Source organism: Ectobacillus sp. OTK (assembly GCF_059698935.1).
This window is the reverse complement of record NZ_AP048547.1, coordinates 4,402,528-4,418,718: the sequence shown is the minus strand read 5'-3', so window position 1 is coordinate 4,418,718 and position 16,191 is coordinate 4,402,528. Positions and strand designations below refer to the sequence as shown.

The 16,191-nt window shown below is 40.9% G+C and carries 17 protein-coding genes; 14 read left to right on the top strand and 3 right to left on the bottom strand.

Going from position 1 to position 16,191, the window contains the following annotated elements; translation table 11 throughout:
* Positions 1 to 29: 29 nt before the first annotated feature.
* Both AC6HZ4_RS21925 and AC6HZ4_RS21920 read left to right on the top strand, forming a co-directional pair.
* Complete coding sequence (locus AC6HZ4_RS21925) at positions 30 to 1,196, top strand: Gfo/Idh/MocA family protein (RefSeq protein ID WP_497491900.1); 1,167 nt, start codon at positions 30 to 32, stop codon at positions 1,194 to 1,196.
* Between the two features lie 222 nt (positions 1,197 to 1,418).
* A complete protein-coding gene (locus AC6HZ4_RS21920) occupies positions 1,419 to 2,294 on the top strand; it encodes an AraC family transcriptional regulator (protein ID WP_497491898.1) in 876 nt (291 codons plus the stop codon).
* A 157-nt stretch (positions 2,295 to 2,451) separates the two neighbouring features.
* Here the strand turns inward: AC6HZ4_RS21920 and AC6HZ4_RS21915 are convergent, their stop codons facing one another.
* Positions 2,452 to 2,880: a cell wall hydrolase gene (locus AC6HZ4_RS21915; RefSeq protein ID WP_497491897.1), complete on the bottom strand. Its 429-nt coding sequence runs from the start codon at positions 2,878 to 2,880 to the stop codon at positions 2,452 to 2,454.
* Positions 2,881 to 3,066: 186 nt separating this feature from the next.
* Between AC6HZ4_RS21915 and AC6HZ4_RS21910 the strand changes: the two genes are divergently transcribed.
* The 6 genes from AC6HZ4_RS21910 to AC6HZ4_RS21885 all read left to right on the top strand — a co-directional run bounded on the left by AC6HZ4_RS21910 (position 3,067) and on the right by AC6HZ4_RS21885 (position 7,286).
* The gene (locus AC6HZ4_RS21910) at positions 3,067 to 3,306 is read left to right on the top strand and encodes a spore germination protein (RefSeq protein ID WP_497491896.1); all 240 of its coding nucleotides are present in this window, start codon (positions 3,067 to 3,069) and stop codon (positions 3,304 to 3,306) included.
* A 151-nt stretch (positions 3,307 to 3,457) separates the two neighbouring features.
* Positions 3,458 to 3,907, top strand: a complete 450-nt coding sequence (locus AC6HZ4_RS21905; protein WP_497491895.1) for a YozF family protein — start codon at positions 3,458 to 3,460, stop codon at positions 3,905 to 3,907.
* A gap of 238 nt (positions 3,908 to 4,145) precedes the next feature.
* Positions 4,146 to 4,769: a TetR/AcrR family transcriptional regulator gene (locus AC6HZ4_RS21900; RefSeq protein WP_497491894.1), complete on the top strand. Its 624-nt coding sequence runs from the start codon at positions 4,146 to 4,148 to the stop codon at positions 4,767 to 4,769.
* Positions 4,770 to 4,784: 15 nt separating this feature from the next.
* Positions 4,785 to 5,669, top strand: coding sequence for an ABC transporter ATP-binding protein (locus tag AC6HZ4_RS21895; RefSeq protein WP_497491893.1), 885 nt, complete (start codon positions 4,785 to 4,787; stop codon positions 5,667 to 5,669).
* Positions 5,670 to 5,673: 4 nt separating this feature from the next.
* Positions 5,674 to 6,471, top strand: a complete 798-nt coding sequence (locus AC6HZ4_RS21890) for an ABC transporter permease subunit (RefSeq protein ID WP_497491892.1) — start codon at positions 5,674 to 5,676, stop codon at positions 6,469 to 6,471.
* 17 nt (positions 6,472 to 6,488) lie between these two features.
* Positions 6,489 to 7,286, top strand: coding sequence for an ABC transporter permease subunit (locus AC6HZ4_RS21885; protein WP_497491891.1), 798 nt, complete (start codon positions 6,489 to 6,491; stop codon positions 7,284 to 7,286).
* Positions 7,287 to 7,331: 45 nt separating this feature from the next.
* Here the strand turns inward: AC6HZ4_RS21885 and AC6HZ4_RS21880 are convergent, their stop codons facing one another.
* Together AC6HZ4_RS21880 and AC6HZ4_RS21875 are read right to left on the bottom strand one after the other, a co-directional pair.
* Entirely contained in the window at positions 7,332 to 7,658 is a 327-nt protein-coding gene (locus AC6HZ4_RS21880; protein WP_497491890.1) for an AzlD domain-containing protein, read from the bottom strand.
* A complete protein-coding gene (locus AC6HZ4_RS21875; protein WP_497491889.1) occupies positions 7,649 to 8,377 on the bottom strand; it encodes an AzlC family ABC transporter permease in 729 nt (242 codons plus the stop codon). Before AC6HZ4_RS21875 ends, AC6HZ4_RS21880 begins: the two co-directional genes overlap by 10 nt.
* 238 nt (positions 8,378 to 8,615) lie before the next feature.
* Between AC6HZ4_RS21875 and fliB the strand changes: the two genes are divergently transcribed.
* The 6 genes from fliB (at position 8,616) to AC6HZ4_RS21845 (ending at position 16,175) form a co-directional block, all read left to right on the top strand.
* Positions 8,616 to 9,722: a flagellin lysine-N-methylase gene (gene fliB, locus AC6HZ4_RS21870; protein WP_497491888.1), complete on the top strand. Its 1,107-nt coding sequence runs from the start codon at positions 8,616 to 8,618 to the stop codon at positions 9,720 to 9,722.
* Positions 9,723 to 9,942: 220 nt separating this feature from the next.
* Positions 9,943 to 11,166 carry a phospholipase D-like domain-containing protein gene (locus AC6HZ4_RS21865; protein WP_497491887.1) on the top strand — a complete coding sequence of 408 codons (1,224 nt, stop codon included), beginning with the start codon at positions 9,943 to 9,945 and terminating at the stop codon, positions 11,164 to 11,166.
* 425 nt (positions 11,167 to 11,591) lie between these two features.
* Complete coding sequence (locus AC6HZ4_RS21860) at positions 11,592 to 12,077, top strand: hypothetical protein (RefSeq protein WP_497491886.1); 486 nt, start codon at positions 11,592 to 11,594, stop codon at positions 12,075 to 12,077.
* A 344-nt stretch (positions 12,078 to 12,421) separates the two neighbouring features.
* A complete protein-coding gene (gene dcuS / locus AC6HZ4_RS21855; RefSeq protein ID WP_497491884.1) occupies positions 12,422 to 14,017 on the top strand; it encodes a DcuS/MalK family sensor histidine kinase in 1,596 nt (531 codons plus the stop codon).
* Complete coding sequence (locus AC6HZ4_RS21850; protein ID WP_497491883.1) at positions 14,014 to 14,721, top strand: response regulator; 708 nt, start codon at positions 14,014 to 14,016, stop codon at positions 14,719 to 14,721. Before dcuS ends, AC6HZ4_RS21850 begins: the two co-directional genes overlap by 4 nt.
* Before the next feature lie 119 nt (positions 14,722 to 14,840).
* Entirely contained in the window at positions 14,841 to 16,175 is a 1,335-nt protein-coding gene (locus AC6HZ4_RS21845) for a 2-hydroxycarboxylate transporter family protein (protein ID WP_497491882.1), read from the top strand.
* Positions 16,176 to 16,191: the final 16 nt, after the last annotated feature.

Sequence of the window (16,191 nt, the reverse complement as noted above, 5' to 3'; positions counted from 1 at the left end):
AATACATATAACAAAAGGGGAAATGGCACATGATTTACGGTGAAAAAAATATCGATAAACCTATACGCTGGGCAATGGTAGGCGGTGGACGAGGAAGCCAAATTGGGTATATTCATCGTTCAGCTGCGTTACGTGATCATAATTTTCAATTGGCGGCAGGTGCGTTTGATATTGACCCGGAACGCGGTAAAGACTTTGGAGTCAATTTACATGTGGACCCAGAGCGTTGCTACCCTGATTACAAAACCATGTTTGAAGAAGAGGCGAAACGTGAAGATGGCATTCAAGCTGTTTCGATCGCGACTCCAAATGGTACCCACTATGAAATCTGCAAGGCTGCGTTGCAGGCTGGGTTGCATGTAGTGTGTGAAAAGCCCCTATGCTTTACTACTGAAGAGGCAAAAGAACTAGAGGCTCTTGCGAAAAAGATGAATCGTGTTGTCGGCATCACATACGGTTATTCAGGTCATCAGGCAATTGAGCAGGCGCGTCAGATGATTGCGAATGGGGATTTAGGCGAAATCCGAATTGTAAATATGCAGTTTGCGCACGGTTTCCATTCTGGAGCCGTAGAAGAAAACAATGCGAGTACGAAATGGCGTGTGGATCCAAAAATGGCTGGCCCAAGCTATGTACTGGGTGATCTAGGAACACATCCGCTCTATTTGTCAGAGGTTATGCTGCCAAATATGAAAATCCAAAAACTATTGTGTACGCGCCAAAGCTTTGTAAAAAGCCGTGCGCCGCTAGAAGACAATGCCTATACCATAATGGAATATAATAATGGTGCCATTGGGACTGTGTGGTCTTCTTGCGTAAATGCTGGTTCCATGCATGGGCAAAAGATTCGGGTCATCGGTTCCAAGGCTAGTATTGAATGGTGGGACGAACAGCCTAACCAGCTGCGATATGAAGTACAAGGAAAACCAGTACAGATATTAGAGCGCGGAATGGACTATCTCTATCCTGAAGCATTAGCTGATGACCGCATTGGCGGCGGGCATCCTGAAGGTTTATTTGAAGCATGGTCCAATCTGTATACCCGTTTTGCAAAGGCTATGGATGCAGCAGATCGCGGAGCAACGCTAGAAGATGTTTGGTATCCTGGAATTGAGGCAGGAGTAGAAGGCGTCCGATGGGTTGAGAACTGCGTACGATCTGCAGATAATGGTGCTGTATGGGTTGAATATCAATAACGAATGTGAAGCAGCCTTGTATATCGAGGCTGCCTTTTTCTATAAAAATCTTTTTTCTGAGTATAATGCCGTCTTAGCTTCTTATGTTTAAAAGTAAGGCCTAGTGGAGAAGAGTACGAATGGATGTAAATAGATTGAATATAAAATGATTGTTAATATGTTAGATTGTTGACAGGTATTTTGGTAAACTCTTGATAATATTTTTAGTTTAACTGGAGGAATATGATGAATGTCGGTACAGCCATTTATGCACTGCAAAAAGAAGCCATTTATTTGCCTGGCGATGAGGCCTCTTTTCGTGTCTATTACTGGGGAGCACATCCGAATCACCAAGACAATCCAATCCACAAACATTCATTTATTGAAATATGTTATGTCGTGGACGGTTCAGGTCTTTACTTAGAGGACGGAACGGACTACATACTTCAGAAAGGGACATTTTTTTGTTCGCGTCCTGGTAAACTGCATAGAATCCATAAAGGGCAGAATTTGTTTTTGTTATGGGTTGGATTTGAAATTGATGAGGATGCTTCAACTGAAGAGGCGATCCATTTATTTAGAAAGCTTGCTGAAACATCAGATTTTTATATTCAAGACGCTGCCCAATCACCTGCGGCACTTTTATGGCAAACATTACTGGAGCATGCGAGTCATCCATGTCCAGATGTACTTTTGCGTTCCCTTGGTTATAGTTTGCTGTTTTCGCTGCAGGTATTATTTTGCCGCATGAACATTGTTGATGAGCGTAAACATCTCCACGCCTCTGCTAATAAACTTATTCATCAAGCACAGTTATTTATTAAAGATAACCTAGCCCAACCCCTTTCCTTAACGGATGTAGCCCAATATCTGCACATTTCGCCCCGGCATTTGTCTCGTTTATTTAGTCAGAATTTGGGTGTATCCTTTACATTATTTATACGCAAAGAAAGGGTAAGAGCTGCAGCCGAAATGCTGCGTTCAACGAACCTAGCGATTAAAACAATATCAGAAGCTACCGGTTTTTCCTCTGTCTATTATTTTACGTATGTTTTTTCTGAAGACACAAGTATGACGCCGGGAGAGTATAGAAAGTTAAATCAACTACAGAAAGAATAGAAAATGAAATTGATGAGGCTGTAAAGAAGATCTGCAATCGAGTAAGATAAGGAATGCAATAAAGGGGCTGGTTCATTATATGGGACCACCCTCTTTTCGTTTGAATATCGAAAAAAAGCTGTACAAGAAGAAAAGGTTATCAGGTACAGCTCACTTTTTAAAATGTATTATAAACATTTTCACAGGTCTCGGCCGTTGGTTCATAAAAACAATGTTTTTTGTAACGTCCTACGAGAGGCTGGTTATACCACCGGCTTGGACAAGAGCCCGGAGGTCTAAAATACCATAAACTAAACTTTGCAGGCCAGCGTCTATGCCCATTAATTACTTGTCGAGCTAAGCGTTTTTCATTTTCTCTTGCCCTTTGGTAGAAATAACCGTACTGAACGGCTTCAAATGCATGTTCCTGATACACCATTTGCGGAATGGTACGAAGTCCTTTAAAGTCAGAACAGTTTGCTCGAATTCGGTTGATTCCTACGTTCCCAACAAGCAGCATGCCTATGTTGCCTTCTCCTTCAGCTTCTGCTCTAAGTAATCTTGCTAAGAGCGCAATATGAGCTTCCGTAGCATGAACAACTGCCATAGTCTCACCTCCATTACTTTTGTACCTCTCTTATATGTATTCCTTTTTTAGTTAGTACAATAACTGCCGTAACGGTTCTTGTGAGAAGTAAAGTTTATCAATCAATCTTAATCTTGTTAACTCTTATATTGTACATGCATACATTAATGTACAAGGCTGATTACATTTATTAAGGAGGCTTACTCCATGGCTGGATATATTAGGGTTGGCAAAATTCAAGTTAACGGTGTTACACAAAACGGGAATATCAATGTCAATGAAGGTTCTATTGTTCACAATAGCCATACCGCGAACAGTAAATATGTCGGCATTTGCTTTACGATGGGAGATTGCTCACAAGCGAAGTGTATTATGAATAATTGGATAAAGAGTACGATTTTCAGCGACCAAGGACAAATTGATATTTCTTCTCCAGAACAGCCGTAACATGATATGGAGCTGCCTTTCGTGTATGAGGCGGCTCTTTTTAAAAGAATAAGAGGGGCATTGTCCGGCTTATTGCGCTTATGTCATTTAGGATAGATATTGCCTTACTGGGTATAGTAAGTGTAAAGTTTAACAATCGGAGGAACGGACAATGAAGCATGTTCTATGTTTAGCTTCCTGTATATTCATGTTTATGATAGTTCATTCCCTGCCTGCCCACGCCTTTTCGCCCAAAACTCTTCCTATATCTCAGTCTTCTGATCATTGGAAGGTCACAATTGGAGAGCCGGTTTTGGATGGTATACAGCCTCAGAAAGGCATTGCCGATTTCTATAAAATTAATGTAACAAACATTGGTGAAAGCGTCTATGATGCTACAGTAGAAGTATATCAGGATGATCCTGCTGCCCAAACGAGATATCGATTAGGTACATATGAAATACCAAAGACACAGAGTTTTTTCGAACATCAGAATCTTCCCGTAGCTGTAAAATCTAAAATGGTAGAGGTTGTGGTGACTTGGAGAGAGAAGCCGGCGGTAAACGGGCAGATGGATTCGGCAAAGAAATTTAAGCAAAGCTTTTCATTTCAGCAAGATTAGGTTGCAGAAAAGAATCTCTAGAAGTAAGCATTGCCAGCTGCGGAAAATCATTTGTGTTTGAAAGGGGCCCCTCTTAATTGGAGGGGTTTTTATACTTTTGGGGAGGTATAAATAATCATTCGACATGATGGAAAATAAAGCGAAAAAATATTGACCATATGGGTCAACAGGAATATAATCATATTGACCGGTATGGTCAGTGTTAATGCAACTCCTAAAAGGAAAGTAGGCATCTCTCATGTTTTCGAAGTTTTTTAATCTGGAAAAAGAAAAGCAAGCCCGTATCTTGAATGCGGCTATCAAGGAATTTGCGCAAAAGGGCTATGAAAAGGCCTCGACAAATGAAATAGTAAAGGAAGCCGCCATATCAAAGGGGCTATTATTTCATTATTTTCAAAATAAGAAGCAGCTGTATATATTTTTGTATGACTATTGCATAGATATCTTGACGAAAGAATTTTTTGAAAAGATCGATCTTACTGAAACTGATTTTTTTATGAGGATACGCCAAGCCGTGTTAATTAAAATGGGACTTTTGAATCAATATCCTCATATTTTTCGATTCATTGAAAGCGCCTATATGGAAGATGCAAATGAGGTGAAGGAAGAATTGCATCAAAAGAAAAAAGAACTCACTAAAGTTAATACGAATAAAATCTTTCAAGGGATTGACACATCTCGGTTTCGAGATGATATCGATCTTCAAAAGACCTTAAAAATTATTACTTGGACATTTGAACAATTTGGAGAAGAGGAGCTGCAAAAAGCAAAGCAATCCCCTTCTCATGAAATTGATTATGAACAAAGCTTTATTGCCGCAAATGAATACTTTGATATTTTCGTAAAATGCTTCTATAAATAATGGGGGGCTATACAGATGAATGTGATCGAAATTAAAAATCTAACGAAAACGTATGGCAATGCAAGGGGAATTACCAATGTGAGCTTTGCGGTAGAGGAAGGAGAAATTTTTGGATTTATCGGACCAAATGGAGCAGGAAAGTCCACAACCATCCGAACTTTATTATCACTGATTTATCCAACGAGCGGCAGTGCTACCATTTTTGGTAAGGATTCTGTAAAATATGCTCCTGAAATCAAAAAAGAAATTGGCTATTTGCCTTCTGAGGTCTTTTATTACGACAATATGAAGGTGAAGGATTTGTTAAAGTATTCTGCCAGCTTTTATAAGAAGGATTGCAGCAAACGAATGCGTGAATTAGCTGAGATTATGAATCTGGATTTGAATAAAAAAATTGACGATCTGTCATTTGGAAATAAAAAGAAGGTAGGAATCGTGCAGGGGCTGCTTCATGAGCCGAAGCTAATTATCCTTGATGAGCCAACAAGCGGATTGGATCCGCTCATGCAGCAGAAATTCTTTGATCTATTAAAAGAAGAAAACGAAAAAGGGGCGACAATTCTATTTTCTTCCCATATTCTGAGTGAGGTTCAAAGATTATGTGACCGTGTGGCAATTATTAAAGAAGGCCGGCTTATTGCACTCGAAAAAATAAGTACGCTGCAAGAAAATAACTACAAAAAAGTAAAGCTTGAAACGAAGGTACCGATTGCTGCTCATTTTTTAAATCTTCCAGGTGTAAATAAAATCGAAATTCAAGATCATACAGCAAGCTTTTTATTTAGAGGGAATATTAATGTGATGCTAAAAAAGCTATCTGAATTAGAGCTGACAAACCTTTTGATTGAAGAGCCTGATCTGGAAGAGATTTTTATGCATTATTATGAAAGGGAGAGCTGAGGCTATGAATATGTTTCTGCATGAGCTTAAGGCATATCGGAAATCGACGATTATTTGGACGCTATCATTAGTTGCATTGATTGTCTTCTTTTTATCGATGTTTCCGGCCTTTTCAAGCGACGCGGCAGCCTTCAAAAAAATCCTCGAGGGGTATCCGGAATCCGTTAGAAAGGTATTGGGAATTTCGATTGATAGCATTTCTTCCCTGCTTGGATTTTATTCCTATGTATTTGGGTATGTTCTGCTGTGCGGAGCGATTCAGGCTATGAATATCGGAATCTCCATTATTTCAAAGGAAATGCGTGAAAAAACAGCAGATTTTCTATTAACAAAGCCTGTGACCCGGACGCAAATTGTGACGGCTAAGCTTTTGGCAGCCATTGTCTCCTTGCTTATTACTAATCTGATCTATATCGCTGCCGCAAGTACGGCGGCGTCGATGGTAGCGAAGCAATCGTTTAGCCTTACAGTGTTTATCATGATTTCGCTTACCGCCTTTTTTGTTGAGCTCATGTTTCTTATGCTTGGTATACTGGTTTCGGTCATCACTTTGAGAATCAAATCGGTGCTGCCTCTTTCGCTTAGCATTGTATTTGCCTTTTTTATAATCAGCATGTTTGGCTCTGTGCTTGGCGAAACTGCAATCCGGTATGCGACACCATTTAAATACTATGATACTGCATACATTATGAAGCATTCTGCCTATGAGGCGCCGTTTATGATTGCTGAAATCGTGTTTATTTTGGCAGCTGCTATCGCTAGCTATTTCATCTATTTGAAAAAAGATATCCATGCGGTCTAATGGGGGAGAGGTTTGCAATGAATGTATTTTTGAGAGAAATGAAGGCAACCCGAAAATCCTTAATCATTTGGTGCATCACTATGATTGTGATGGTAGCTGGCGGGATGAGTAAATATGAAGCCATCGCTGCATCCGGTCAATCTATGAACGATATCATCTCACAAATGCCGAGATCTTTACAAACAATTATGGGGATGGGGGCTTTTGATTTATCAAAAGCGATTGGCTATTATGGTCTCTTGTTTTTATATTTAGTTCTGATGGGGGCCATTCATGCTTTAATGCTTGGTACTACGATGATTGTAAAGGAAGAGCGCGATAAGACAGCAGAATTTTTACTGGCAAAGCCGATTTCAAGATATTCAATTATAACCGCAAAGCTGATGGCGGCATTCGTCAATATAGGAGTATTAAATGTGGTTACACTATTTACATCTATTAAGATGGTTAGCTATTACAGCAATGGAGCGACACATGCAAACGATATTGTCATTTTGATGGCGGGGATGTTTTTCCTGCAGCTGGTATTTGTAACGTTAGGGGCAGGGATTGCAGCGGTCAATAAGCATCCAAAGACTGCTGTTTCAGTCGGCACATTCATTCTTTTGGCCATGTTTATTCTATCTATGATGATCGATATCAACAGCAAGCTAGAGGGCTTAAAATATATAACACCCTTTCAATATTATGAAGCAAAGCAAATATTAGTTTCCGGGGAGCTAGATTCGGTGTTTGTCACGTTGTCGGTTATAGAGGCTGCTATCTTATTAACGATTACTTATGTTTCCTTTGCCAAAAGAGATATGAATGTGTAGATGGGAACAGGCCGATTATACCAATCGGCCTGTTCCCAATTCTCCTCAAAAAAGGAAGCGGAGCGCAAACATCGAAGCAATTCCTACAAGAACCGTCCCAAGCAAGCTTTTTGTCCAAATGGCAACAGCAAATGCAGGAAGGGCTGCCCCGATTTTCAGGATATTCTCACTAGGAGAAAACGCCCCCTGTGATAGAAGCAGCTCCTGCGCTAAAAGCGCAGCCATAACAGAGATCGGAACATGCTTGAGCCAACGAATAAGCCAGTTTGGCAGCTGCATTCGGCTCAGTACCATAAGCGGAAGCACACGCGGGAGGAATGTTACAATTGCCGACCCTATAATAATCAGTAAAATTGTCCATCTTACTTCCATTTCTCAATCACCATCCCAACCGTCGATGCAATAATTGTTGCGATAATAATTCCTGCACTGCCGGAAAATAAAAAGCTGGATAAGATTATAATCGCAACCGCACTTAAGGCAACCATCGTATCAACAAAAAGCTTCCGTTGGCTGGTTAATTGCAGGACAAGGAGCCCGATAAACATTGCCGGCAGTGCGAAATCAAGACCAAATGCTTCAGGATTTGGAATCCATTCCCCGAAAATCCCGCCTGCAATATTCGCAATAATCCAGTTCAAGTATGCGGTAAGATTTAAGCCGAGCATCCACATATAGTTGAGCGATATGCGATTCGCAGCAGCGTTCATCGCTACTCCAAAGGTTTCATCTGTTAAAAGCGTACCAATCACCATATTTTTCTGCGGCGAGAGATCTCGAAAATAGGGAGATAATGCGGCGCTCATTAATAAATGGCGAAGGTTAATAAAGAAGATGGTAAAAATAATAGCCGAAGCTGGATTGCTTGCGGCTATCATCCCAGCGGCAATAAATTGCCCGGACCCCGCATAAAGAAGCACGCTCAGCAAGGTTAACTCAGCAATGCTTAATCCCGCTGTTTTCTCGACAACACCGGCAGCGAACCCAATGCTCAAGTATCCGAGCAAGGTTGGTACGCAATCCTTAACGCCTTGCAGAAAGCTTGCCTTTGCGCTTAGATGTTCGTCTGTTTTCATCATGGCGTTTTCCATTTGCGATCCCCCTTATTGTGTGTATTGTGCCAATCAGCTTCCCGCTATTTTTTTATTTCTAATCTTGTAAAATCAAAAAGGAATTATAGCACAGCTAATAAAAAATGAAAATATAGTTTACTATGTTTAATAATTTAGAAGGATGCAAATGATAAAATACAGGCAAGTAAAAGGCTGTTCTGAATGCTGTATAAAATAGCTGCACATATAGGATGGATGAACAAAGTGAGGTAAAGTCATGAAACAAAAAATGCTTGTTCCGTACTATTTAACACAATTTCAATGTATCGGCGGAGCGTGTGAGGATACGTGCTGCGCAGGCTTTCACATTCCGATTGGACAGCAATCGTATGAAAGCTATCAAACAGTAGAAGGGGAGTTTGGCGAGCGGCTGAAGGAGCATGTGAGAATCAATCCAAAGAGCAATTCGCCTGTGAGCTACGCAGTTATTAATGCTGCTGCAGGATGTCCGTTTTTAAATGAGAATAAGCTTTGTTCTGTTCATGCCGAGCTTGGAGAAGGTATGCTCTCTAGCGCGTGCTCGAAATATCCAAGAAGCATGAACATGATTAATAAGCAGCTAGAAAGAGCGGCAACGCTGTCATGCCCGGAGGTAGCCCGTCTTGTGCTGCTTAATCAGGAAGGCTTAGACTTTACACATATCGAGGGGGACATCGACGAGCGGGATCTGGCAAATATCGTGCTTGATACGAATATGCTTCCTATGACCAACTATTTATACGAGCTGCGCGACTATTCCATTTCTGTTATACAGGACAGGCGCTATCCTTTAAATAGACGATTGTTTGTGCTGAAAACCTTTTATAGTAAAATGAACAAGCTTGTTGAAGAGGGGGAGGAAGGGCAAATTCCTCTTCTCATTGCGGAAACACAGCCTGAAAGCTATGCAGGACATGTGGAGCCTCTGATTGGGCTGCAGGATTTAATGGGTGCATTAGCATATTTGCGAAAGGTACATCCGTTTGTACGAAGATATGAAACGGTATATGAGCAGCTATTGGAGGGAAGCAGCAGGGAGACAAGCATCGGTTCTTCGTTTTTAAAGGAGCATGAGTATTTGCTTGAAAATTATTTAGTGAATTATATATTTAAGCACTTATTTCCATTTTCGTACGGAGAAAATGTATTTCATGCATATTTGATGCTGCAGCTTCATTATGATGTAATCTGTCTGCACATTCGCAAGGTAGCCGATTATTTAGGGTATATGAATAAGGAAGAAGCGGTACGCGTTATTCAAAGCTGGGTCAAGGAAGCGGAGCATAATTCGATTTATATGCTCACATTGTTTAAACAGGTGTGCGGGCCTTCTGTCAGAAAATGATAAACAACGAAAGGGACAGCCTCGAAATAGAGTTGTCCTTTTGGTTCTATTTTTATTTTAGGGAATCAAAATAATTTTTACGTATAGATATTCGGGTTTTGTGATGATGAGCTTCCGTCAAATGAAGTGAATAAGCAGAGCTATCCTTAAAAAGTACAGGATAGTTTTCCTATAATAACAAAAGCTAATAAAGGAAAATAGTGTAAGGGGAGATACAGGTGTGAAAAAAGTACGGAAATTCCTCAATATACTTTTGTTTACCTTTGTTGGTCTTTGCATCGTTTCTCTTGTTTGGGATACGGCTGATCGAACTTTGGCAGAGAGAAAGAAGGTATTCCATAAGGAGCCAGTCCAATATCCGATTCGGCAAAGCGATGTGGCCTTGTACACAAATGGAAAAGAGTTTTATGAGCAATTATTAGAAGATATAGCAAACGCAAAGCATTATATACATCTTAGCTTTTTCTCCATTGCTGATGATCAAATCAGTCATCGCTTCGAGAATCTCTTAAAGCAAAAAAGCAAAGAAGGAGTAGAGGTGTACTACGCCGTAGACAGGCTAGGGGGCATTTTATTAAAAGAAAAGGATAAACAATCGTTACTAAAAGAGGGAGTGCATTTCACCTATTACAATAAGCCTGCTTTTCCTTATCTCTTTTCCTCTCTAGAACATCGCAACCATAAGCGGATTTCAGTCATCGATGGAACTATAGGCTATGCAGGCGGATTTAATATTGGGAAAAAGTATTTGGGAGAAAAGGAAAAGCTAGGTCACTGGAGAGATTATCATCTCCGTATTCAAGGAGAAGGAGTGCAGGACCTGGAGCAGCAATTTGAATTGGATTGGATAAAGCATGATGGAGACAAGATATGGAAAAATCATGTCTCGAACGCAAAGGGGAAGACTTCTCTTCGGTTTAAAGCGTACAGCGGAGAGAAGATAGCACATGACTATGCGAATTTCTTTCATCAGGCCCAAAAGTCCATCACAATCCTCTCCCCATATTTTATACCAAATGACAGCATCATTTGGCATGCATTAATCGATGCTAGAAAAAGAGGGGTAGACGTAAAAGTTCTTTGGTCTCCTAAATCGGATGCTCCCCTCACTAAGCAGGCTGCCTATCCTTATATTCGGAAAGCTCTGCAACATGGTATGCGTGTTTATGGGTATACAGATGGGATTCTTCATGGCAAAGTATTCGTTATTGATGAGAAGGTGGCGATGGTAGGAAGCGTAAACCTCGACTCACGTTCCTTACACTTAAATGAAGAGCTGAATTGCTATATACATGACCCTGCTTTTATTAAGCAAGTATTAACAAAAAAGATTAATGCAGATTTTCAACATGCAAAGCGTATTAATTCCTCTTATGTCAGCGACTTGCCCCTGCAGGAAAAGCTAAAGGAGCATTTGGCGAAGCTAGTAGAGTATCATTTGTAAAGAAAACTCGCCGATTGGCGAGCCGTTAGGCGAAGACAGAGGCGTAGTTGCACTTACACTTTTTTTCTAAAATTTCCTGCCACGTCGAATGAGCTTCCAGCTGGAAATTTATACTTTCTTAAAGTGTAAGAAAAGCAGGCCTGCCTTTGCCCACTGTGTGTTCTTCCGCGCACAAGGCATTTTTGTTTTTTTTTGTGGCAATGGAAGCTGGACAGTGCCCCAAAAAGCTATACTTTCCTACCTTGTAAAAGAGGCCCCGATATGCCGGGGCCTCTTACATGTAATATCTATTTATTTTGATTCTGCAGTTAGTAAAACATTCTTAGAAAAGTAACTATTTTCTAAATTATCTTGACGAAATAAGCACAATTTTATTACCATAACTATTGTGACTAAAGTGTGAACTAATTGGAGGGAAATTGTTCGTGACCATTCGGCTGCTTACGATTTGTTTTTATCTTACATTTGTGTATTGGGCATCTTCTCATATTTCTGTAAATAATATGCTATTTTATCCGACACTAGGAGCATTTAGCTACTTTTTTGTCAGCCGAAGCATGAGCAAGGCGGAATCTCTTAAAACGGTTCTTGCCGCTGTAATTGGCGTAACATGCGGCAGCATGCTTCATATGCTAAGCGCGGGTATTGTAACCTTTTTAGTCACCTGCCTTATTGCGATTTCTATGCTGCGTATTTTAAAATTGCACGCTGCTCCAGTTGTAGCGGTTTCATTGATTCCTTTTTTCTCAAAGACTCCTTCGTTATGGGTTCTTCCTGTTTCGGTTCTTTGTTCACTAAGCGGCCTGGTTCTTGTATTATGGAGTGCGCAGCTCGTGGAAGCAAGATGGAATGCTTCAAAAGAAAGATTGTACCCTTCAGCGAGAGGAAAAAGCTTTGGGAAAACTTTGTAGCATAACGGGAATAGAAGGTTTTTATGTGCTCTTGTAAGGTGACCTAATCGAAACGGTCATCTTTTTTTGTACTTAAAAAAATATAAATTTCCAGTTGGAAACTTATTTGGCGCAGCAGGAATTTTAAAGTATAAGTGCAGCTGGGCTTCTTGTCTTCCCCAATCGGCGAGTTTTCTTTATTGAGGATAGTTTACGCATTTTACATTTTTTACGCTGCGTTATATTGTATAGCTATAATGCAGTGTACATAGGGCTGGCTTGCTGGTGCTGCTTTTTTACCGCTTGATAGAGTGAAATGGGGCTGCGTAGCTGTCTTAATTTAGGTATCGAGGGAGAAGAAACGTATGAACAAACAAAAATGGGGCTTGCAGGCGACTATAACAGTGCTTGTTTGCTGTGTTGTAGCGGTTTGCTTGCTTGTAACGGATATACGCATTAGCAAAACGATTGCTGATAGTATCGAGAAAAGCCAGCAGGAGAAAGCGACGAATGTGGCACGTATGGTAGCACATTCAGACATTGTGATAGATGCTTTGGAGAAAGGAAATGGTGATATCCAAGGATTTGCGGAGAAAATACGGGGATTGACGAATGTGCAATTTATTGTCGTAATGGACATGAACAGTATTCGCAAATCGCACCCTGATCCTGCTAAGATTGGAAAGCGCTTCGTTGGCGGTGATGAGGGGGCTGCACTTCAGGGAAAGGAGAATGTGTCTATTTCAAAGGGGACATTAGGCATTTCGCTTCGATCCTTCACACCTATTTTTGGCCATAATGGCAAGCAGCTTGGGGTAGTGGCGGTTGGAATTTCTTTAAACAATGTGCAAAAGGCTGTTAGTCAAGGCCGTGAGGATGCGTACATGGGTACATTATTCGGTGTAGTAGCTGGTCTGCTCGGTGCAATTCTGTTAGCAAGATATATTAAGAGCATTCTATTTGGACTGGAGCCGTCTGAAATTGCGAAGCTGCTGCAGGAGCGGGGAGCGATTTTACAGTCAGTAAGGGAAGGGATTATAGCTGTTGATCAGGAGTCCCGGATTACACTTATTAATAAGGCGGCACTTCGTTTGCTTCAAAAGGCTGGTCTTGCAAAGGAGCCGCTTGACATGAAAATGGAGGAATATTTGCCAAACTCGAAGCTTGGACGAGTATTGGAAACCGGGCAAGAGGAGCTTGACGAAGAGATGGAGTTAAACGGGATTACGCTAGTTGTAAACCGTGTTCCAGTCGTGCTGCATAACAGGATTGTCGGGGCTGTTGCGACGCTTCGTGATAAAACGGAGATGCAGCAGCTTGCTGAACAATTAACAGGTGTACGCTCGTATGCAGAGGCGCTAAGAGCGCAGTCTCATGAGTTTATGAATAAGCTTCATGTTATTTTAGGGATGGCGCATATGGGCTATTATGATCAAATGACGCAGTATATAAGTGAGCTTGTGCATCATCGCAACAATGAGATTGGAGCGATATCAAGGCATATAAAAGATCCTGTGCTGGCTGGATTTTTAATTGGAAAGCTCAGCTATGCGCGTGAAGCAGGTGCTGAGCTAATTATCTCGAGTGAAAGGGAAGTACCGGAACCGCTCCATTCCCGTACATCTCATGAGTTGATTACAATATTAGGAAATTTAATTGAGAATGCCTTAGATGCGGTATCAGCCTCTAGTATTAGGAGAATTGACGTGCATTTTGATTATGGGGATGATATTTTAACCGTTGAGGTACGAGATACAGGAGTTGGCATTGATAAGGAAACACAGCATGTGATGTTTGAAAGAGGAGTTTCCACAAAGGGAGAAGACCGAGGTTTTGGGCTATTTTTAGTAATGCAAAGCTTGGATAGGCTTGGAGGAGAGATTGAGGTTTCCTCAAAGCCATCGCAAGGAACGAGATTTGTTGTGTATATACCATACGATTGCAAGGGTGATACAAAATGATACGAGTATTGATTGTAGAGGACGATCCAATGGTGGCGGAGTTTAATAAGCGTTATTTGGAGCAGGTGGGAGGCTTTCAGCTTGTTTCCATCGCTGCTTCTGTAAATGAAGCATTGCGTGTGCTGGAGGAAAAGGCAGTAGATTTAATGCTAATGGACATTTTTATGCCGGGGAAAACAGGGCTGGAGCTGCTGCGGCATATTCGGGAAACAGGCAGGAAAACGGATGTTATCTTCATTACAGCTGCCTCAGATATGGAACGAATTCAAACAGCGCTGCGGTATGGCGCAGTCGATTATTTAATTAAGCCTTTTGAGTTTGAACGGTTTAATGAAGCGTTATCTGCCTATCGTGAAAAGTTTGCCTTTATGCAAAATCAGCAAGTATTAAGTCAAGCAGAGCTTGATCGGCAAATTCTTCAGAAGGAAGCAAAAGCGATTACGGAAGAGCTGCCCAAGGGATTAACAAAGGGAACACTGCATGTAATTGTAGAAGCTGTGCAAAGCATGGGAAGGTCTCCCTTTTCTGCAGAGGATATTTCTGAACGTACGGGTATTTCAAGGGTATCAGTTAGAAAATATTTAAAATTCTTGAGTGATATACATGCTCTTCAAGTAAAGGTTCATTACGGCACAATTGGCAGGCCTGTTTATCAATATCAGTATTATGAAGAAAATGAGAGCATTCTAAAGCAATTTTTGTAAGCGGCCTATATAGGCCGCTTGCTTATTTTAATTACAAAACTCATGAGAAAAGTTACGAAAACTATGAAAGCGTTTGAAAAAGCGGTAAGCTGTGAATATGAAAAAGGAGGTATACAGGTATGCAATCAGTAAAAAAACTGCAACCGCTTACGTATTCAGAACCAAAAGAAACTATTTTTTCAAGGATTGTCAATATGAAGATAGGTGTGATTCCTTTGCCGCTGTATGTAGTACTGGCAGCTATCATCTATGCGGCATCCGTATATAACCAGCTTCCTGCTGATATGATCGGCGGCTTTGCGATAATTATGATTATGGGAATTTTCTTAGGACATGTCGGAATGAGAATCCCGGTACTTAAGGATATCGGCGGACCGGCGATTTTGGCATTATTTGTTCCATCCATTATGCTATTTTTTAACTGGATAAACCCGGCTTCTATGGCAGCCGTTACGACTTTAATGAAAACGTCTAACTTTTTATATCTTTATATTTCTTGTTTAGTAGCGGGAAGTATACTTGGAATGAACCGTAAAGTACTTGTACAGGGCTTTATGAGAATGTTTGTTCCGCTTGTTGTCGGTACAATTGCTGCTGCTGCTGCCGGCGTGGGGGTTGGACTCCTGTTTGGATATGAAGCAAAGCACACGCTTTTCTTCATCGTTGTTCCGATTATCGGAGGGGGAATTGGCGAAGGGATTTTACCGCTTTCCATTGGTTATTCCGAAATTTTAAATCAGCCAGCTGAGCATTTTGTATCTCAAATGATTCCTGCTGCGGTTATCGGCAATGTTATTGCGATCATTGGGGCCGCTTTAATGAAAAAATTAGGTGAGAAAAAACCAGAACTTACCGGAAATGGTGTATTAGTAAAAACAAATGCAGACAGAGACATCCAGGAGGCAAAAAATATAGACAAGCCTGTTGACTTCTCCTTAATGGGAGCTGGATTGCTTATTGCTTGCAGCTTCTTCGTTTTTGGGAATCTGGCACATAAATTTGTTGGAATCTCTGGAGCAATTATTATGATTTTTACGGCGGCGGCAATTAAGTATGCCAACATTATGCCAGCAAAGATGGAGCAAGGAGCCTATCACTTATATCAATTCGTATCAAAAAATTTGACATGGCCGCTTATGGTTGGATTAGGCTTGCTGTATATTCCGCTTGATAAGGTTGTAAACGTTGTTACACCAGCTTATGTTATTATTTGTGCAGCTGTCGTAGTTGCTATGATTGGCAGCGGATATTTCGTTGGAAAGCTTATGAATATGTATCCTGTTGATGCAGCAATTGTCACTGGCTGCCATAGCGGTTTAGGCGGAACAGGCGATGTAGCGATTTTATCGGCATCGAACAGAATGGAATTAATGCCGTTCGCACAGGTTTCTACTCGACTTGGCGGGGCCGGAACGATTATAATAGCTACTTTGTTAATGAAGCTATTAAGTTAATCACTCATAAAGATAA